16 protein-coding genes and 1 pseudogene are annotated in these 18,269 nt (G+C 64.0%); 13 read left to right on the forward strand and 4 right to left on the reverse strand.

Annotation, left to right across the window (positions count from 1 at the left end):
- Positions 1-108 precede the first annotated feature (108 nt).
- From QMX83_RS12980 to QMX83_RS12995, 4 genes are all read left to right on the forward strand, one after another.
- Complete coding sequence (locus QMX83_RS12980) at positions 109-537, forward strand: VOC family protein (RefSeq protein WP_282297059.1); 429 nt, start codon at positions 109-111, stop codon at positions 535-537.
- Between the two features lie 69 nt (positions 538-606).
- Positions 607-1,905 (forward strand): putative DNA modification/repair radical SAM protein, encoded by a 1,299-nt coding sequence (locus QMX83_RS12985; RefSeq protein WP_282297060.1) that lies wholly within the window; start codon positions 607-609, stop codon positions 1,903-1,905.
- Position 1,906: 1 nt separating this feature from the next.
- A complete protein-coding gene (locus QMX83_RS12990; protein WP_282297061.1) occupies positions 1,907-3,346 on the forward strand; it encodes a UdgX family uracil-DNA binding protein in 1,440 nt (479 codons plus the stop codon).
- Positions 3,347-3,725: 379 nt separating this feature from the next.
- Entirely contained in the window at positions 3,726-4,307 is a 582-nt protein-coding gene (locus QMX83_RS12995) for a hypothetical protein (RefSeq protein ID WP_282297062.1), read from the forward strand.
- Between the two features lie 184 nt (positions 4,308-4,491).
- On the opposite strand, the gene QMX83_RS13000 is transcribed toward QMX83_RS12995, so the two are convergent.
- Complete coding sequence (locus QMX83_RS13000; protein WP_282297063.1) at positions 4,492-6,714, reverse strand: TonB-dependent siderophore receptor; 2,223 nt, start codon at positions 6,712-6,714, stop codon at positions 4,492-4,494.
- A gap of 201 nt (positions 6,715-6,915) precedes the next feature.
- Positions 6,916-7,347, reverse strand: a complete 432-nt coding sequence (locus tag QMX83_RS13005) for a CBS domain-containing protein (protein ID WP_282297064.1) — start codon at positions 7,345-7,347, stop codon at positions 6,916-6,918.
- 274 nt (positions 7,348-7,621) lie between these two features.
- Between QMX83_RS13005 and QMX83_RS13010 the strand changes: the two genes are divergently transcribed.
- Entirely contained in the window at positions 7,622-7,942 is a 321-nt protein-coding gene (locus QMX83_RS13010; RefSeq protein WP_282297065.1) for a type II toxin-antitoxin system HicB family antitoxin, read from the forward strand.
- Between the two features lie 30 nt (positions 7,943-7,972).
- Positions 7,973-8,641, forward strand: coding sequence for a hypothetical protein (locus QMX83_RS13015; protein ID WP_282297066.1), 669 nt, complete (start codon positions 7,973-7,975; stop codon positions 8,639-8,641).
- Positions 8,642-8,707: 66 nt separating this feature from the next.
- On the opposite strand, the pseudogene QMX83_RS13020 reads toward QMX83_RS13015, so the two are convergent.
- Positions 8,708-8,830 (reverse strand): annotated as a pseudogene (locus tag QMX83_RS13020) (transcriptional regulator); the annotation flags it as partial.
- A 116-nt stretch (positions 8,831-8,946) separates the two neighbouring features.
- Between QMX83_RS13020 and QMX83_RS13025 the strand changes: the two are divergent.
- On the forward strand, positions 8,947-9,597 hold the full coding sequence (locus QMX83_RS13025) for a hypothetical protein (RefSeq protein ID WP_282297068.1): 651 nt from the start codon (positions 8,947-8,949) through the stop codon (positions 9,595-9,597).
- A gap of 500 nt (positions 9,598-10,097) precedes the next feature.
- Positions 10,098-10,388, forward strand: a complete 291-nt coding sequence (locus QMX83_RS13030; RefSeq protein WP_282297069.1) for a hypothetical protein — start codon at positions 10,098-10,100, stop codon at positions 10,386-10,388.
- 827 nt (positions 10,389-11,215) lie between these two features.
- Here QMX83_RS13030 and glmS read toward each other — a convergent pair.
- On the reverse strand, positions 11,216-13,057 hold the full coding sequence (gene glmS, locus QMX83_RS13035; RefSeq protein WP_282297070.1) for a glutamine--fructose-6-phosphate transaminase (isomerizing): 1,842 nt from the start codon (positions 13,055-13,057) through the stop codon (positions 11,216-11,218).
- Between the two features lie 205 nt (positions 13,058-13,262).
- Between glmS and QMX83_RS13040 the strand changes: the two genes are divergently transcribed.
- Genes QMX83_RS13040 through QMX83_RS13060 form a run of 5 tightly spaced genes read left to right on the forward strand, consistent with a single transcriptional unit; the run spans position 13,263 to position 18,233 of the window.
- Positions 13,263-14,531: an efflux RND transporter periplasmic adaptor subunit gene (locus tag QMX83_RS13040; protein WP_282297071.1), complete on the forward strand. Its 1,269-nt coding sequence runs from the start codon at positions 13,263-13,265 to the stop codon at positions 14,529-14,531.
- Between the two features lie 28 nt (positions 14,532-14,559).
- On the forward strand, positions 14,560-15,279 hold the full coding sequence (locus QMX83_RS13045) for an ABC transporter ATP-binding protein (RefSeq protein ID WP_282297072.1): 720 nt from the start codon (positions 14,560-14,562) through the stop codon (positions 15,277-15,279).
- Positions 15,280-15,287: 8 nt separating this feature from the next.
- Positions 15,288-16,589: an ABC transporter permease gene (locus tag QMX83_RS13050; RefSeq protein ID WP_282297073.1), complete on the forward strand. Its 1,302-nt coding sequence runs from the start codon at positions 15,288-15,290 to the stop codon at positions 16,587-16,589.
- Positions 16,590-16,605: 16 nt separating this feature from the next.
- Positions 16,606-17,826 (forward strand): FtsX-like permease family protein, encoded by a 1,221-nt coding sequence (locus tag QMX83_RS13055; protein WP_282297074.1) that lies wholly within the window; start codon positions 16,606-16,608, stop codon positions 17,824-17,826.
- The gene (locus tag QMX83_RS13060) at positions 17,826-18,233 is read left to right on the forward strand and encodes a PDZ domain-containing protein (RefSeq protein ID WP_282297075.1); all 408 of its coding nucleotides are present in this window, start codon (positions 17,826-17,828) and stop codon (positions 18,231-18,233) included. The genes QMX83_RS13055 and QMX83_RS13060 overlap by 1 nt, the downstream gene beginning before the upstream one ends.
- Positions 18,234-18,269 lie beyond the last annotated feature (36 nt).

Consider the following 18,269-nt stretch of genomic DNA (forward strand, 5'->3'; position numbering starts at 1 on the left):
GGGGGGCCGGGGTCTTGCGCCGGGGGGTGGGTCCACTCCCCCGGCCCGCCACGGCACCACAACCCGACCGATGCTATACAGGCCCTTCCTCATCACGAAGGACCCGGCATGGAAACCATGGAACTGCATCGCGGCCGCCTGATCGACCATATCCAGCTCGTGGTGCGCGACCTGCCCGCCAGCCGCCGCTTCTACCAGGCCGTGTTCGACACCATCGGCATCCCGATTGCCGGCGAAGGCGACGACTATTTCTGGGCCGATGAACTGTTCATTTCGACCGCCAGCAGTGCCGCCGCCGCCGGCGAGCTGACCGGCCGCCATCATCTGGCGTTCCAGGCGCGCGATGCGGCCACGGTGGATGCCTTCCACGCCGCTGCGATTGCGGCAGGCGGGAAAGACAACGGCGCGCCAGGTGAGCGGCCGTATCATCCGGGGTACTACGGCGCGTTCGTGCTGGACCCGGATGGAAACAATATTGAAGTCGTGTACCACGGGCCAGCGACGTACAGCGCCGATTCGGTGAAGGTCACGTTCTGACCCTGAACCCTTCAGCCACGCACATACCCAATCTCACAGATTGAGACCGAATGCCCCTACCGTTTGCGCATGGAAACGCTGCGCAAACTCGCCATCCTCGCCGATGCCGCCAAGTACGACGCCTCCTGCGCTTCCAGCGGCGCAGGCAAGCGCGATTCACGCGCGAGCGGCGGCATCGGCAGCACCGACGGCCCCGGCATCTGCCACAGCTATACGCCCGACGGCCGCTGCGTTTCCCTGCTGAAGATCCTGCTCACCAACTTCTGCATCTACGACTGCGCGTACTGCGTGAACCGTGTCTCCAGCAATGTGCAGCGCGCCCGCTTCACGGTGGAGGAAGTGGTCGCACTGACCATGGACTTCTACAAGCGCAACTACATCGAAGGCCTGTTCCTTTCCAGCGGCATCATCCGCAACGCCGACTACACCATGGAGCAGATGGTGGAAGTAGCGCGCCAGCTGCGCGAAGAGCACCGTTTCAACGGCTACATCCACCTCAAGACCATTCCCGAAGCCTCACCCGAGCTTCTGGCCGCCGCCGGCCGGCACGCCGACCGCCTGTCGATCAATGTGGAGCTTCCAACGGAGGCCGGCCTGGCCAGCTTTGCGCCCGAGAAGTCGATGCCCTCGATTCGCAGCGCAATGGGGGAGCTGCGGTGGCGCATCGAGGAAGCCAAGGAGGCGAAAGTCGCAGCCCCGGCCAACGTCGCACCGAGCGCCGCGCCGGCCGCGAAAGCGCCCCGACGCCGCCCCCGCGCGCCCCGCTTCGCCCCGGCTGGCCAAAGCACGCAGATGATTGTCGGTGCCGACGGAGCCAGCGACCAGCAGATCCTCACGGCCGCTGACAGCCTGTACGGCAACTACCGGATGCGCCGTGTGTACTACTCGGCCTTCAGCCCGATTCCCGATGCCAGCCGCATCCTGCCGGTGCAGGCCCCGCCGCTGGCGCGTGAGCACCGCCTGTACCAGGCCGACTGGCTGCTGCGCTTTTACGGCTACGGCGTGGAAGAAATCACCGACACCACCCAGGGCGGCATGCTCGACCTGGACATCGACCCGAAGATGGCCTGGGCGATCCGCCACCCCGAGCACTTCCCGGTGGATATCAACCGCGCCCCGAAGGAAATGCTGCTGCGTGTCCCCGGCCTCGGCGTACGCAACGTGAAGCGCGTGCTGATGGCACGCCGCCACGGGCGGCTGCGCGTAGCCGATGTAGCCCGCCTGCGCGCGCCGATGAGCAAGCTGCTGCCGTTCGTACAACTGGCCGACCATCACCCACGCAACGCGCTGGACAACCCCGGTGCACTGCGCGCCCGCCTGGCCCCGCCACCGAAACAGGCCTCACTGTTCGACGCGCTGGCCAGCTGAGATGGACCGTTGGAGTGTGCGGGTGGACCCGCCGTGGTCAATGGAGGCATGGCGCACGGCCGCGCGCCTTGCGCTGCAGTGCGCGGTCGCCCCCGAGCAACTGGACTGGCTGCAAGGCGATGCGGGCGGGCTGCTGGATGCACCTTCACTGGACCGGGCGAACCCCTCGTCTTCGGCTACCGCTGTGGCCGTGCCCAAGGACTTCGTCGAGCTGGCCGCCACCTGCCTGTGCCACCGTGACCCGCAGCGTATGCCGCTGCTGTATCGCATGCTGTGGCGGATCACCCATGGCGAACGTGCCCTGCTCTCCAACCCCGCTGATCCGGACGTGATCCGAGCGATGGCGCTGGCCCAGGCCGTGCGCCGCGACAGCCACAAGATGAAAGCGTTTGTGCGCTTCCGCGAAGTGCCCGGCGAGACGGATGCCTTCATCGCCTGGTTTGAGCCGGACCACCACATCGTGGATCGTGTGGCTCCGTTCTTCCAGCGCCGCTTCACCGGCATGCGCTGGTCGATTCTCACGCCCTACCGCAGCGTGCATTGGGATGGACAACAGCTCGCCTTCGGTGCCGGCGCACAGCGCAGCGACGCGCCCGCCGAAGACGCTCGCGAGGAACTGTGGCGCACCTACTACGCCAACATCTTCAATCCTGCGCGATTGAACACCCGGATGATGCAGCAGGAGATGCCGGCGAAATACTGGAAGCACCTGCCGGAAGCGTCGCTGTTGCCCACACTGGTGCGCGACGCCGGCGACCGCGTGCAGGAGATGCACGACCGGCAGGCGCAGGCCCCGCAGCGCCGGATTCCCGCCCACCCGATTCCGCAGCGCCAGCCGGTCACGGCTCGTGGCGATGACCTGGACAGCCTGCGCACCGCGGCAGCCAGTTGCCGCCAATGCCCGTTATGGGAACCCGCCACTCAGACCGTGTTCGGCGAGGGTCCGCGCGATGCGCAGATCATACTGGTCGGCGAACAGCCCGGCGATGCCGAGGACCTGAGCGGACATCCTTTCGTGGGTCCTGCCGGGCAGCTGCTCAACCAGGCGTTGCGTGAGCTGGGCATCGACCGCAGTACGCTCTACCTCACCAACGCGGTGAAGCACTTCCGTTTTGAGCGGCGCGGCAAGAGGCGCATCCATTCGAAACCGCAGGTGACCCACATCAATGCCTGCCGACCATGGCTGCTCGCCGAAATCGAACAGGTGAACCCTAAGGTGATCGTGTGCCTCGGCGCGAGTGCGGCGCGGGCGGTGTTTGGCAGCGGATTCAACCTGAGCCGTGATCGTGGGCGCTGGCATACGTTGGAGGATGGCACGCGCGGGTTTGCGACCGTGCATCCGTCGTGGGTGTTGCGGCAGGAGGTGGGGAAGCGGGAAATGGCCTACCAGCTGTTGGTAAGCGATCTGGATGCACTGCGCGCCCCATCAGACCAACCGTGAAGCGAGCTAGTTGCGACACTGCCTGCAGCTCCTCTCAGGCTGAGGTTGCTGAGAAAAGTGCGAAATAGCGTCATCTTCCAACGCTTTTCCCACCAACATCGACTCAATCCTTTGGACCATACGTTGGGCATGGAAAAGCAGGCACACGACTGACTTATGCTCGCGCCATGACTACGCGAAAGCCACTCCAACGAGAACCCGCCGGTGCGAAGCTGGACGTCCATCGACGAAAGCGCGATCCGCTTATCGGGCGCTTCAACACCGAGACCCCGGAAGAGGAGATTCGGCGGATATACACCATGACGCCGGAGGAGGTGGACGAAGTCATCCGAAGGTCGGGGATCCTCACCCCCTCAGGCAAGCTCAAGCGCGGCTACCGATGAACGATGGCCACCTGCAGATCGGCTATCACGGTTGCGACGTCACTGTGCGCGACGCTCTTGTTTCCGGAAATTTGAGTCCCGCATCAAGCGATAACCAGTACGATTGGCTGGGACCGGGCTTCTACATGTTCGAAGGGGACGCAGACCGCGCCCTCACATTCGCCGAGGCCGCGGCCAACCAGCCCCAGCGAAGGCTGACGGCGCGTCCGATTGCCACACCCGCAGTGGTTGGCTGCATCTTCAGCGTTCATCGCTGCCTGGATATGACTACCAGAGCCGGACGATTGGAGTTCGAGAACGCGTACCTGCTTCTCCACGCACGACGCATCGTCACGGGGGAGCAGGTTCCGATAAATACCGCAGCAAACTCCGGGGACGAAGAGATGCTGCTCCGGGGTTTGGATCGAGCGGTGTTTCAGTTCATCCATGCCAAGCGCGCAGGCATAGATAGCGGCGAGCACTTCCAAGCGGTCCGAGGCGCATTCCGACAAGGCCCCGAGATCGCACCCAGCTCAGGTTTCCACCGAGACAGCCACGTCCAGATCGCACTCCGGGACTTCACCTGCATCAAGGGCTGATTCCTGCCGCAAGGCGAACAACTGCTGGATGACGCCCAGATGGCCAACGCCCGTGCCGCCCTGCAGAATGCACAATTGAACTACGCCAAGGTGCGCCGGCGCGCGTAGCGACGGCGTACCCGAAACTTCAGATACAGAAACGCCGGGCAGATGCCCGGCGCTTTGATCTCTGCGGGTGCTCCGATCAGAAGCGTGCGCGCACGCTGAACATCACATTGCGCGGATCTGCATAGTAGGTATTGAAGGTGTTCGGACCGTACTTGCGGAAGTAGCTCTTGTCGAACAGGTTGTTGACGTTGAGCTGCAGGCTGATCGCTTCGGACAGGTCATAGCCAGCCATCACACCGTAGACCGCATAGCCGCCCTGACGCGAGATGACCCCACGCGAGGTCACGTAGGTCTCGCTCTGGGCCTGTACCGACGCGCCTGCGCGGAGTTTGTCCAGCGCCCCGGGGAACCGGTAGCTGGTGGACAGGCGCAGCAGGTGGCGGGGATCGGCCGAACGGAGCGGCTGGCCGAGATTGGCGGCACTGGGGTCGCGCAGATACTCGGTACGGGTATTGGTATAGCCAGCCATCATCTGCCAGCCTTCGGTCAGCTGGCCGCTGACCTCCGCTTCCCAGCCCTGGCTGCGGGTCTTGCCACCGTCCACCTTGCAGTAGCCCGTGGTGTAGAACGGCAGGCACGGGTTGGCGCTGGAGGTGTCGTCCATCGCGCGACCGACGTTGTTGATGCGGAACGCCGACAGCGCCGCATTCAATCGGCCGGCGAAGAACTCGCCCTTGATACCCGCTTCGTAGTCCTGGCCGGTAATCGGCTTCAGCAATTGGCCGTCGGCCTGGTACGCATTCTGCGGAACGAAGATTTCGCTGTAGCTGGCATACAGGCTCAGGGTGCTGCTCAGGTCATACACCAGACCCGCATACGGCATGAACTCACGGTCCACGCTGTAGTTGCTGGACGGACTGGTCGGCACGCTGTACTCCCACCAGTTCAGGCGCGCGCCCACCAGGGCGGTCAGCGGATCGGTGATCGACACACGCGCCACCGCGAACACGCCCTTCTGCTGCGTCTCGTTGTTGATGCCACCGTAGTAGGTGCCGACGTCGCCTTCCTGCGGCGGCGCGTAGCTGGTGTACGGGTCCCAGGTGCGCGCGTCGACATTGCGCACACGGTTGATGCCCCAGTAGCCGGACGAGTTCGCCGTCTTCACGTTGCGGCCTTCCGCGCCCACGGTCAGCTGATGGGTGCGCCCGAACAGCTCGATTGGACCTTCGGCAACGAAGTTGACCGCGTTCTGGTGGCTGCCTGCCGGCCCGTAGATGGCGGTCTCCACGTCCACCAGATACGGATTGCTGGTGTTGGAACGCGAGAACGAGGTCTGGATGAAGGGACCGTTGTAGCCGAAGCGGGTGAACGCATAGCTCAGCGCGGTGCGCCAGCCGTTGTCGAAACGGTGCTCCAGCGACAGGAACGCCTGCTGGTTGTACCGGTTCCACTGATTCCACGACGCACCCAGGTAGGTGCTGCGCGGCAGGTCCAGCGCGCGGCCGTCGAAGTCACTGGGCATGCCACCCCAGGAGCCGGTCGCATCCAGGTCGGTCTGCTGCAGGCTGGCGGTGAGCAGCGTGGCGTCCGTCAGGTCGGCTTCGATCACCCCGTACACGGTGCGCTTTTCTTCCTCACGCGCCTTCTGGAAGAAGTCTTTTTCGTCATATGCGGCGACCAGGCGGCCACGTACCGTGCCGGCGCTGTTGAGCGGGCCGGACACGTCGGCCTCCGCACGGCGACGATCCCAGCTGCCCAGGCTCAGCGCGCCGCTGGCCTGGAAGGTTTCGGTCGGACGCTTGCGCGCCATGTTGACCGTCGCCGACGGGTTGCCCGCGCCCTTCAGAAGGCCCGCGGCACCGCGCAGGATTTCCACGCGGTCCAGCACGGCGGTATCGGGCTGGATGAACACCGAGCCGGACTGGTCGATCGAGAGGCCGTCGATCTGCAGCGCGTCGATGGAGAAGCCACGCGAGAAGTAGGTCACGCGCTCGCTGTCGACGTAGTCGACGGTCACGCCCGGGGTGTTCTGCAGCACATCGTGCAGGTCCAGCAGGGCACGATCGTCCAGCAGCTGACGGGAGATCACCGTGACCGGCTGCGGGGTCTGGCGGATGCTCTGCACGCCCTTGAACAGCGTGGTGGCTTTGGCACCGTAGTTTCGGGAGCCTTCCGTATTGGCGTCGCGGTCCGCCCGTACATTCAAGGTGTCCAGGGTCTGCGCCTGGTCCACATCGGCGGCCAGGCCATCAGCGAACGCCGGGGCGGCGGCGAGCAGGGCCAGCGACAGCGCGCTCATGCGCAGGGCCGGCAGACGCGTGAAGGGCACGCGGGCCGGATTCAAAGTGGGGGAAGGCATCGAACGTAACTCCTGACGGGAAAGCGGTGACCGCATTGGCCAGCGCTGCGTCAGTCGGACGGCCACCAATGCAAATGAGTTGCAATTGCAGCCATTATCGGATCGCCTTCAGGAATGTGCAAGTTTTGTTAAGGCGAGGTGCCGGCTTCAGGGCGCAAGGTAGAGCGGGGCTCTGCCCCGCTACCCACAACGATCACGACATCAATGCGCCGCCATGTAAATGTCCTGCAGCACCGCTTTCTCCAGCTCCAGCTCGCCCAGTAGGTTCTTGACGATGTCGCCCAGGCTGAGGATGCCGACCAAGCGGTCGCCCTCGGTCACCATCAGATGTCGGTGCCGCGAATAGGTCATGAGTGCCATCGCCTGTTTGAGCGTGGCCTCCGGTGAGATGCCCTCCAGCCCGGCTGACGGCAGCGAGGAGATGACCCGGCGGCCGGCCTGCGGACCGTCGTCGGCGAGGCTGCGTACGATGTCTTTCTCGGAAATGATCCGGACCGGCACGTCGTCGCGGGTGACCACCAGCGCGGCGATCTTGTTCGCACTCATCTTGTGCGCGGCGGCACCGATGGTGTCTTCCACGTCGATGGTGATGACGGCTTGTTTCTTCAGCTGCAGAAGTTCACGAACGTTCATTCTGGTTCCTGTTGCAGGGTACTGAGTGAGTCAAGTGACAGTTCGTCGCAGAACCGGTTGACGACTCCGAGCATCGCACCGGGCGTAGAACCGGCGCTGAATGTTCCGGGCCGACCGGGCTAAAGTTTTTCGAGTGGACAGCTTTGGCACATCCGCTGCCTATTCAGGATTGGACCGCAAGCACCTGCCGGCAGATGACACATATCCGAAATCTCTATCCGCAGGCTTGAGCTAGCGTCGCTGCTGTACTCGTCAGGTAGAGCGCACAGAAGAAATGAACATCATCAAGTGCGCCGGCTACGAAGGCACTGCCGAGCTGGATCTCGAGAGCATGGTCTGCAGGGGAAGGATTCTCTTCATTGATGATCTGGTGACCTATCAGGCCGATTCACCCAAGGAATTGCAGGCGGCCTTCCAAGAAGCAGTGGATGACTACCTGGCGACGTGTAAGGCGCTGCGCCGTCGCCCACAAAAGCCATTGAGTGGCACCTTCAACGTCCGTATCAGCCCGGCACTTCATAGAACCGTCCGACTCCGCGCGTTCAAGAAAGCGTTACGTGAAATGCTTGACCTGCTTGCCGCTGCTGGGAAATGATCCAGTACCGCCCCGTCAATGGAACTGACCGTGTACCTTCGTGATGTCATGGTGTTACCCACCGAACACAGCAGAGAAGGCAACCTCCGTCTTCGCGCCGCCAGCGACCATGTACTGAATACCCTTCGCCATTACCTGCCGAAGAAGTACGACTTCAATGACCTTTGGCGACTGGTCATTTACCTCGGCCCGAACACGGACGGCAAGCGGATATTGTCGCCAGTGGCCACCGGTGGTGTCGGCGAGTTTCTCGCTGACAGCTTCGATCTGGATGGCTGGTTCGATGCCCCGCAGGACCAGCGAGACGTGCGCATACTGCAGTGCGTGGAAGACGCATTGGTCGAGCGCGCCGTTGAGTTCGGTACCGATGCGGAGCTGCTACGCAACGCAGCACAGAGCGTACGCGACGCTGGCTATCGCCTGGACACCGAGCTGCCCTGCTCCCGCACCCACCCCAGCCGGAAGTTCCGGGTCAGACTGATCCGGCGTTTCGCACCAGGCGGTACGTTCGTCATTGCCCGGGTGACTACGCCGAAGGGCGAAGTCCTGCATGAGGAGGAACTGCTGGCCGGCGCATGGGTGGTCACGGTGGGGGACGACTATCGCGGCGGCCGCTGGAACGGGGATGCGCTGGAAATACTGGATGGCCAAGGGCGAAGGACCACAGAGCTCGCCTGCGCGCCCTACCTGCACCCGTGATCAGCCAATGCATCCTGCTGGATGTCGAGCAGCTTGCACTCACCTTTATGCACGGCACTGGCCTGACACACCTGCATCACGCGCGACCTTGGTCATCCCTTGTGCACGAGCGATGTCGCCCAGTGCCCTTGCGATGAACGCAACATCACCTTCGCTCTCTTCAATGCACGCATCCAGATAGACGGCCATTCCTTCCGGGGGAAAGCACCTGCAACGCGTTGCGTGATGCTTGACCTGCCTACCGCGACCGGGAATGATCCAGTACCGCCCCGTCAATAGAACTGACCGTGTACCTTCGCGATGTCATGGTGCTGCCCAACGTAGGCGGCAGGGAAGAGATAGGCCGCCTTCGGGAGGCCAGCGACCACGTGCTGGATATCCTTCGCCATTACCTGCCAAAGAAGTACGACTTCAATGGGCTACGGCGGCTCGTCATCTACCTGGGGCCGAATGCGGAAGCCGAGCGCACGCTTTCAACGGGAGCCGCAAATGGTGTGGGCGAATTCCTGGCTGACAGCTTCGATCTGCACGCCTGGTTCGATGCGCCGCAGGACGAGAAGGACGTGCGCATATTGCAGTGCGTGGAGGACGCGTTGGTCGAACAGGCGGGGAAGTTTGGCACCGACCCGGCACCGCTACGCGTGGCCGCACAGGGCGTACGCGACGCTGGCTATCGCCTGGACACCGAGCTTCCCTGCTCCCGCATGCATCCCAACCGGAAAGCCCGGGTCCGCCTGATCCGGCGTTTCGCACCGGGCGGCACGTTCGTCATTGCCCGGGTGACCACGCCGAAGGACGAAGTCCTGCATGAGGAAGAATTGCTGGCCGGCGCGTGGGTGGTCACGGTGAGCGACAGGTATCGCGGTAGCCGATGGAACGGCGATACGTTGGAAATACTGGATGGCCAAGGGCGAAAGACCACAGAGCTCGCCTGCACGCCCTACCTGCACCCGTGATCAGCCGATGCATCCTGTTGGATTTCGAGCAGCTTGCACTCACCTTTTTGCACGGCACTGGCCTGACACACCTGCATCACGCGCGACCTTGGTCATCCCTTCGCCTACGGTGAGTAGTTGTAGCGCAGCATGTAGTGATTCGCGACACGTCAGCTGACCGGTGGACCGAAATGCGTCTCGGCGGCATCTGCGCACATGGCCTCAAATTCCGGGTCAGATGCGACCGTTGTTGTCACAACACGACCGATATCGAGATCATCCTGCTCAGTCGCGATATCGTTCCGAAAACCTAGTTCCCCATTTGATGCCTTCACCGTGCATGGTGTGCCTCAGGAGCCTGATCTCTCCTGAAAAACTTGAAGCACATGACGTAACACGTCGGGAGGGTGGCCGAATACAACACCCCCGAGGAAATACGTCGCGCCGTTTTTTTCAAACGGAGATCAGCCTCCCGACTCCCTCGCCATCCCGGCGAGGGACCTTCTCGATGGAGGTACATCATGCAAGATTCGCAGGAAAAGTCGCCGAGTAAAGAGAGCAAGAAGCCGAGTGCCGGCTGGTACAAGCCACGATATGTACGCATTGGCGTACTGAACGGACCAGACGGCCGCCCCGTCATCGTGGACGGGACCTACGTGCCCTACTTCAAGATGCGCGGGATGTGGATACACCGATTGGGTGGCACGGCGCGTAGTCGGCTTCTGATCGAGGAAGAGCCTGGACGCATCATTCTGTCGGTGGATAAGCCGGTGGTTAAGGTGAAGAAGTCGCGGGGCGCGAAGTCAGCGTAGCGTTCAAGCGAGGCCTATCCGCATGGAGAGTGGACATGCATGGCATGTCCCTGCAGACGCTGAAATGCATCTGCGGGCCCCGTAGATCTTAATGAGCACCTAAAGGCGACGCTTTCCGCGTCGCCTTCTGCGCTGCTCCAAGACGTACGGGATGAGCAGGAATGGCTGCACTCCGCCAATGGCGCATGCGTAGACGGCCAATGCCGTCTCCCAACCGTCCTTCGCGAGATAAGCAAGGGCAGGAAGCAGTGCGAATAGCACGAAGGCCCATTCAGTCCTGATGAGGTCGCCTTTAGTCATCCATCGCCTTCCCATCTCTGGTCAACGGTACCATCGCCTACGCTTACGCCGCTCCAGATAATACGGGATGAGAAGGAAAGGCTGCGGCACCCCGATGCAGCAGGCATAGACAGCCAACGCCGTTCCCCATCCATCCTTCGCCAGGTACGCGAGAGTTGGAAGCAGTGACCACAGTGCTATGAGCCATTCGGTCCTGATCAGATCCCCCTTGGACATCCGTTGCCATCTCCTTGAGCCTTTGCTCGAATCGATCATTGAACACGGTTGCGCGCTGTATGCGTTGGTAACAGCCGACCAGACAGGATGATCGCGGCTTGTTTCAGGGGTATGACTTGAGCAGCCTCGTCGATGAGGCTTGCGAAGGGTGCGTAGACGAGGGCGACGGGTGTTCGTTGCCGCGCGGAGAGCGGACACGCATGGCGTGTCCCTACGTACACGAACGAAAAATGGCCGGTCACTGACCGGCCATTTTCGCCAACAGCAGCGGGGCAGAGCCCCGCTCTACGGCTTTCCCATCAGCAACGGCGTTACTCGACCGTCACGCTCTTTGCCAGGTTACGCGGCTTGTCCACGTCCGTCCCACGCGCCAGCGCGGTGTGGTACGCCAGCAGCTGCACCGGGATGGTGTGCACCACCGGGCTGAGCACGCCGGCGTGGCGCGGGGTGCGGATGACATGCACGCCTTCGCTTTCGGCGAAGTTGCTGTCCTGGTCGGCGAACACGAAAAGTTCGCCGCCGCGGGCGCGAACTTCCTGCATGTTCGACTTCACCTTTTCCAGCAGGCTGTCGTTGGGGGCGATCACGACCACCGGCATGTCTTCATCCACCAGCGCCAGCGGGCCGTGCTTGAGCTCGCCCGCCGGGTAGGCTTCGGCGTGGATGTAGGTGATTTCCTTGAGCTTGAGCGCGCCTTCCAGCGCGATCGGGTAATGCAGACCACGGCCGAGGAACAGCGCGCTGTTCTTGCGTGCGAAACGCTCGGCCCAGGCGGCGATCTGCGGCTCCATGTTCAGCGCGTGCTGGACGCTGCCCGGCAGGAAGCGCAGCTGCTCCAGGTACTCGGCTTCCTGCGCGGCGTCGACGCGGCCGTGCAGCTTGCCCAGCACCACGGTCAGCTGGAACAGCGCGGCCAGCTGGGTGGTAAAGGCCTTGGTCGAAGCCACGCCGATTTCAGCACCGGCACGGGTGTAGCAGACCAGCTCGCTGGCACGCGGAATCGCGCTTTCCGGCACGTTGCAGATGGACAGGGTGTGCGTGTGGCCCAGGCTCTTGGCGTACTTCAGCGCCTCCATCGTGTCCAGGGTTTCGCCCGACTGCGAGATGGTGACGATCAGGTGCTTGGGATTGGCGTAGGCGGCGCGGTAGCGGTATTCGCTGGCGATTTCCACGCTGCACGGCAGGCCGGCAATGGATTCAATCCAGTAGCGCGCGGTCAGGCCCGAGTAGTAGCTGGTGCCGCAGGCGAGAATCTGCACGCCTTCAATGCCGGCCAGCACGCTTTCGGCGTTCTTGCCGAACAGCTCGGCCGGGAAACCACCGGCGTCGATCGCCGCTTCGATGGTGTCGCCCAGCGCGCGCGGCTGCTCGTGGATTTCCTTCTGCATGAAGTGGCGGTACGGGCCCAGCTCCAGCGAGGCCAGCGACACGTCAGACAGATGCACGTTGCGGGTGACCGGCTGGTCGTGCTCGTCATACACCTGCACGCCGTCACGGCTGACTTCAGCGGTGTCGCCCTCTTCCAGGAAGATCACCTTGCGGGTGGCCGAGACGATGGCCGACACGTCCGAGGCCACGAAGTTCTCGCCCTCGCCCAGGCCGACCAGCAGCGGGCAGCCCATGCGGGCGCACACGAAGTGGTTGGGTTCGGCGCGGCTCATCACCGCAAGCGCGTAGGCACCGGTCAGCTCCTTCACCGTGCGCTGCAGCGCAGTGAGCAGGGTGTCGCCGCCCTTCAGGTGATGGTGCATCAGGTGGGCAATGACCTCGGTGTCGGTCTGCGACTCGAACACGTAGCCCAGCGCGCGCAGCTTTTCACGCTGCTCTTCGTGATTCTCGATGATACCGTTGTGGACCAGCGCCACGCCCTGGCTGATGTGCGGGTGGGCATTGGCTTCGGTCACGCCGCCGTGGGTGGCCCAACGGGTGTGGCCGATGCCCAGCTGGGCATCGAAGCCCTCGCTGGCAGCCGCCTTTTCCATTTCGGCCACACGGCCGGTGCGGCGCACACGGCGCACGTCGGGCAGGGCCTGGGTCTTGTCGATCACGGCAATGCCGGAGGAATCGTAGCCGCGATATTCCAGGCGCTTGAGGCCTTCGATCAGAACTGGAACCACATCGCGATCGGCGATCGCACCCACAATGCCGCACATAGCGTCGTATCCCTGCTGTAGAACCTCGCATTCTAGCGTGGCGGCCCGGGTGGCTTGGTGCGTGTCCGCTTAACAAAAGTGTCCGCGAGAGTGTCCGCGGACACCCGGACAGGGATAGCCCGCCCGTAACTCATTGTTTCTCAAAGGCGAAAAGTTGGCACGGAGTCTGCTTTGTACTTCCGCAGACCCAACGCGAACGAGCCCGATGATCCGCGACACTTCCGCCCAGGACCAATCCTTCGCCCCGACGGCCACCGCCGCCCCCTGGAAACGCTGGCTGTGGCCCGGCCTGGCCGCGCTGGTGGTACTGCTGGCCATTGGCTTTGCGGTACGGGCCTGGCTGGGGGCCAGCCGTTCGATCGACAGCAGCCGTGTCCGCATTGCCGAGGTCACCAAGGGCGACCTGGTCCGCGACATCGCCGCTGATGGTCGCGTGATCGCCGCCAACAGCCCGGTGCTGTACGCCATCTCGGCCGGCACGGTGGATCTGAAGGTGGTCGCCGGTGACGTGGTCAAGAAGGGCCAGGAGCTGGCCGTGATCGACAGCCCGGAACTGCGAAGCAAGCTGGCCCAGGAACAGGCCACCCTGGCCGGCCTGGAAGCCGAAGCCAGCCGCGCCCAGCTCGATGCCACCCTGGCCCGGGCCAAGGCACGCAAGGACACCGATCAGGCCAGCATTGAACGCCAGGCCGCCGAGCGCGACCTGCAGCGCTACCAGCGCGGCTACGACGGCGGTGCGGTGCCGCAGATCGACCTGGCCAAGGCCAACGACACCCTGAAGAAGGCCGACATCTCGCTGGCCAATGCCCAGACCGACGCCCGCCTGCAGGGCCAGGGCGCGGACCTGGACGCACGCAACAAGCGCCTGCTCGCCGACCGCCAGCGCGCGGTGGTGGATGAAGTGCAGCGCCAAGTGGACGCGCTGACGCTGCGTGCGCCGTTCGATGGGCAGGTCGGTCAGGTCCAGGCCACCCAGCACACCCAGGTGCCGGCCAACGCGCCGGTGCTGGGCGTGGTCGATCTGTCGCGCTTCGAGATCGAGATCAAGGTGCCGGAAAGCTTCGCCCGTGACCTGAGCATCGGCATTCCGGCCCAGCTCACCAGCGGCAACGGCCAGCCGTTCCCGGGCGAGATCAGCGCCGTGTCGCCGGAAGTGGTCGCCGGCGAAGTGAATGCCCGCATCCGCTTCACGGACAAGCAGCCTCAAGGCCTGCGTCAGAGCCAGCGCATGCAGGCCCGGGTGGTGCTCGACACCCGGCGCAACGTGCTGAAGGTGGAACGCGGCCCGTTCGTTGAACAAGGCAATGGCCAGGCTTACGTGATGGACGGCAGCGTCGCCATCCGTCGCCCCGTGCAACTGGGCGTGAGCAGCCTGGGCGAAGTGGAAATCCTTTCCGGCCTGCAACCCGGCGAACGCGTCGTGGTGTCAGGCAGTGATCTGTTCGGCGATGCCGAGCGCGTGTCCGTCAATTAACCCTTACGACTTCCAGAAGGAAACTGTCATGCTTGAGATGCGCTCGGTTGCCAAAGTGTTCCGCACCGAACAGGTGGAGACCCATGCCCTGCGGTCGCTGGACCTGCACGTGAAAGAGGGCGAGTTCGTCGCCGTGACCGGTCCGTCCGGCTCCGGCAAGACCACCTTCCTCAATATCGCCGGTCTGCTCGAAACCTTCACCAGCGGCACCTACCTGCTCGACGGCCAGGATGTGAGCAAGCTCGGCGATGACGCCCGCAGCAAGCTGCGCAACCAGAAGATCGGTTTCATCTTCCAGGGCTTCAATCTCATTTCGGATCTGAATCTGTTCGACAATGTCGACGTACCGCTGCGTTACCGCGGCATGCCGGCGGCCGAGCGCCGCCAGCGCATCGAACATGCGCTCAAGCAGGTCGGCCTGGGTTCGCGCATGAAGCACTACCCGTCGGAACTGTCCGGTGGTCAGCAGCAGCGCGCCGCCATCGCCCGCGCCCTGGCCGGCAACCCGCGCCTGCTGCTGGCCGACGAACCGACCGGCAACCTGGACAGCCAGATGGCGCGCGGGGTGATGGAACTGTTGGAAGAGATCAACGCGGCCGGCACCACCATCGTGATGGTGACCCATGATCCGGAACTGGCCGCGCGCGCGCAGCGCAACGTGCACATCGTCGATGGCCAGGCCACCGACCTGGTGCGCGAACCGGTACTGGCCACGCCGCGTCCCGTTGTTGCCTCGGTCAACGAGTGAGGCCTGCCATGATCGCCTACTACTTCCGATTGGCCCTGCGCAGTTTCCGGCGCAACAAGGTGCTGACCGCGCTGATGGTCATCGCCATCGCGCTGGGCATCGGCGCGTCGATGACCACGCTGACTGTGTTCCATGTGCTCTCCGGCGACCCGATTCCGCAGAAGAGCGATCGTCTGTTCAATGTCCAGCTCGATCCGCGCCCGATGATCGGCTACCAGCCCAGCGAGGAACCGGAGGAGCAGGTCACCCGCTACGACGGCGAAACCCTGCTGCGTGAGAAGAAAGCCAAGTACCAGGCGCTGATGACCGGCGGCGGCGTCACGGTGGAGCCGGACAGCAGCACGCTGCGTCCGTTCACCACCGATGCGCGTTATACGTCGACCGACTTCTTCGCGATGTTCGATACGCCGTTCCAGTATGGCCAGGGTTGGAAAGCCGACCAGGATGAAGGTCGCGGCCGGGTGGCGGTAATCTCCAAGGCGCTGAACGACAAGCTGTTCAATGGACAGAACAGCGTGGGTCGCCCGTTGCGCATGGACGGCCACACCTTCAACGTGGTGGGCGTGCTGGAAACCTGGAACCCCAACCCGCACTTCTACGACCTGGAAACCGGTCGCTACGGCGACAGCGAAGACATCTTCGTGCCGGTCTCCACCGCACTGGACCTCAAGTTTGGCCGCAACGGCAACATGAACTGCTGGGGCAATGCGAACGGTGAGGAAACCGCACTCAATGCGCCCTGCGTGTGGATGCAGTACTGGGTGGAGCTTGAGTCGGCCAGCGATGCCGCCGACTACCGCGCGTACCTGGAGAACTACTCAGCCCAGCAGAAGGCGGCCGGTCGTTTCCAGCGTCCGTCCAACGTGCGACTGCGCAACGTGATGGAGTGGCTGGACTTCAAACAGGTGGTTCCCAGTGACGTGCGTCTGCAGTTGTGGCTTGCGCTGGGCTTCCTGGCGGTGTGCCTGATCAACACCGTGGGCCTGCTGCTGGCGAAGTTCCTGCGCCGCAGCGGCGAGATCGGCGTGCGTCGTGCGCTCGGGGCCAGCCGCGGACAGATCTTCCTGCAGTCGCTGGTCGAGGCCGGCACGGTGGGACTGGCCGGCGGCATCCTCGGCCTGGGGCTGGCCATGCTCGGCCTGTATGCCGTTCGCCAGCAGCCGGTGGACTACGCCGCGCTGGCCACGCTCGACGGTTCAATGCTGCTGCTCACGTTCGGTCTGACCCTGGCGGCCAGCCTGCTGGCAGGCTTCCTGCCGGCGCTGCGCGCGATGCAGGTCACCCCCGCCATCCAACTCAAGTCGCAGTAAGTATCCGGAGCACACCATGGATATCCGTCCCATTCTGACCACGCTGCGCCGGCACAAGACCGCCGCGGCCCTGATCGTGCTGGAGATCGCGCTCACCTGTGCGATCGTCTGCAACGCACTTTTCCTGATCGGGCAACGGCTGGAGAAGATCAACCAGCCCAGCGGCATCGCCGAGAAGGAACTGCTGGAGGTGCGCCTGGGGGGCATCGGCACGCAGGTGAACGCCACCGCCCGCACCCGTGAAGACCTCGCCGCGCTGCGCGCCATTCCGGGCGTGAAGAACGCGGTGCCGCTCAACCAGCTCCCCTTCCGCCGCAATTCGTGGAACACCAGTGTGTCGCTCATTCCCGACCAGGAGCGGCCGAACTTCAACGCCGCGCAGTACATGGTCAGCGAAGGCACCCTCGATACCATGGGACTGGAGCTGGTTGCAGGCCGCGACTTCCAGGCCGATGAGTACGCACATCTGGAAGACGTGGAAAAGGATCCCACCATCGAACAGCGGGGTTCGGCGGTGATCCTGAGCAACCGCGCCGCGCTCAAGCTGTTCCCGGACGGGAAGGCGGTCGGCAAGACCATCTACAGTGGCAAGATGCCGCTGCGCATCGTCGGCGTGGTGAAGGAGCTGGCGCGTCCGGTAACGGTCGAGGCCGACACCGGCTACTCCATCATGCTGCCGGTGCGGGTGAACTATGACCTGGGTCTTTATCTGATCCGTGTCACCGACCCGTCGCGTCGTCAGGAAGTGCTGAATGCGGCAGTAGCCGCGCTGGAAAAGGTGGACACCAACCGCATGGTGCGCGGCAAGCTCACCTATGAGGAGCAGCGCGAAAAGTACTTCCAGAACGACCGCGCGATGGTCGGCCTGCTGATCACGGTGTGCGTGGCGTTGCTGGTGGTCACCGCGCTGGGCATCGTCGGCCTGGCCAGCTTCTGGGTGCAGCAGCGGACCAAGCAGATCGGCATCCGCCGTGCGCTGGGCGCGACCCGTGGGCAGATCCTGCGCTACTTCCAGACCGAAAACTTCCTGCTGGCAACGGTGGGTATCGTGCTGGGCATGCTGCTTGCCTACTCGATCAACCTGTGGCTGATGAGTGCGTATGAGTTGCCACGCATGCCGGCCAGCTATCTGCCCATCGGTGCCGTGCTGCTGTGGCTGCTGGGTCAGATCGCCGTGTTCGGCCCGGCCCACCGCGCCGCGGCCGTCCCGCCCGCCGTCGCCACCCGGAGCGCCTGATGAATGCCACGTTGTTCCGCATCGGACTGGCGGCTCTGGCGCTTGCCACCGCCGCCTGCTCGCAGGGCGGACGCACCGAGACGTCGCGCATGGACGTGCGAAGCAACGGTACCCATCTGAGCCTGGAGGCGAGAGATGGCGTGGTCAGCGTGCTGGCGGCCAGCCCAGCAGGGCGCTACGGGGTGAATGCGGGCGACCGCGTGCTGCGCGTTGACGGACACGCCATCAGCAGTGTGACCGCGCTGACCTCGGCACTGACCCACAGCCGCGCGCCGACGGTACCGGTCGTGGTGCAGCGCAACGGGAGCGAGCAGACACTGACGGTCACCACGGCACCGTGGCAGGCCATCCGTGCACCCGAGCCGCCCCGGCCGCCCGATCCGCCCTCGCCGCCCGGCCGGCCCTGACCGGAAGCCGGGCCGCACTGCCGCGCGGCCCGGCGC

It is taken from the genome of Stenotrophomonas sp. PS02289 (assembly GCF_029960115.1).
GTDB lineage: Bacteria > Pseudomonadota > Gammaproteobacteria > Xanthomonadales > Xanthomonadaceae > Stenotrophomonas.

Coding starts and splice junctions, on each gene's coding strand:
- QMX83_RS12980 (WP_282297059.1), top strand. CDS start 109: ATGGAAACCATGGAACTGCATCGCGGCCGCCTGATCGACCATATCCAG.
- QMX83_RS12985 (WP_282297060.1), top strand. CDS start 607: ATGGAAACGCTGCGCAAACTCGCCATCCTCGCCGATGCCGCCAAGTAC.
- QMX83_RS12990 (WP_282297061.1), top strand. CDS start 1,907: ATGGACCGTTGGAGTGTGCGGGTGGACCCGCCGTGGTCAATGGAGGCA.
- QMX83_RS12995 (WP_282297062.1), top strand. CDS start 3,726: ATGAACGATGGCCACCTGCAGATCGGCTATCACGGTTGCGACGTCACT.
- QMX83_RS13000 (WP_282297063.1), bottom strand. CDS start 6,714: ATGCCTTCCCCCACTTTGAATCCGGCCCGCGTGCCCTTCACGCGTCTG.
- QMX83_RS13005 (WP_282297064.1), bottom strand. CDS start 7,347: ATGAACGTTCGTGAACTTCTGCAGCTGAAGAAACAAGCCGTCATCACC.
- QMX83_RS13010 (WP_282297065.1), top strand. CDS start 7,622: ATGAACATCATCAAGTGCGCCGGCTACGAAGGCACTGCCGAGCTGGAT.
- QMX83_RS13025 (WP_282297068.1), top strand. CDS start 8,947: ATGGTGCTGCCCAACGTAGGCGGCAGGGAAGAGATAGGCCGCCTTCGG.
- QMX83_RS13030 (WP_282297069.1), top strand. CDS start 10,098: ATGCAAGATTCGCAGGAAAAGTCGCCGAGTAAAGAGAGCAAGAAGCCG.
- glmS (WP_282297070.1), bottom strand. CDS start 13,057: ATGTGCGGCATTGTGGGTGCGATCGCCGATCGCGATGTGGTTCCAGTT.
- QMX83_RS13040 (WP_282297071.1), top strand. CDS start 13,263: ATGATCCGCGACACTTCCGCCCAGGACCAATCCTTCGCCCCGACGGCC.
- QMX83_RS13045 (WP_282297072.1), top strand. CDS start 14,560: ATGCTTGAGATGCGCTCGGTTGCCAAAGTGTTCCGCACCGAACAGGTG.
- QMX83_RS13050 (WP_282297073.1), top strand. CDS start 15,288: ATGATCGCCTACTACTTCCGATTGGCCCTGCGCAGTTTCCGGCGCAAC.
- QMX83_RS13055 (WP_282297074.1), top strand. CDS start 16,606: ATGGATATCCGTCCCATTCTGACCACGCTGCGCCGGCACAAGACCGCC.
- QMX83_RS13060 (WP_282297075.1), top strand. CDS start 17,826: ATGAATGCCACGTTGTTCCGCATCGGACTGGCGGCTCTGGCGCTTGCC.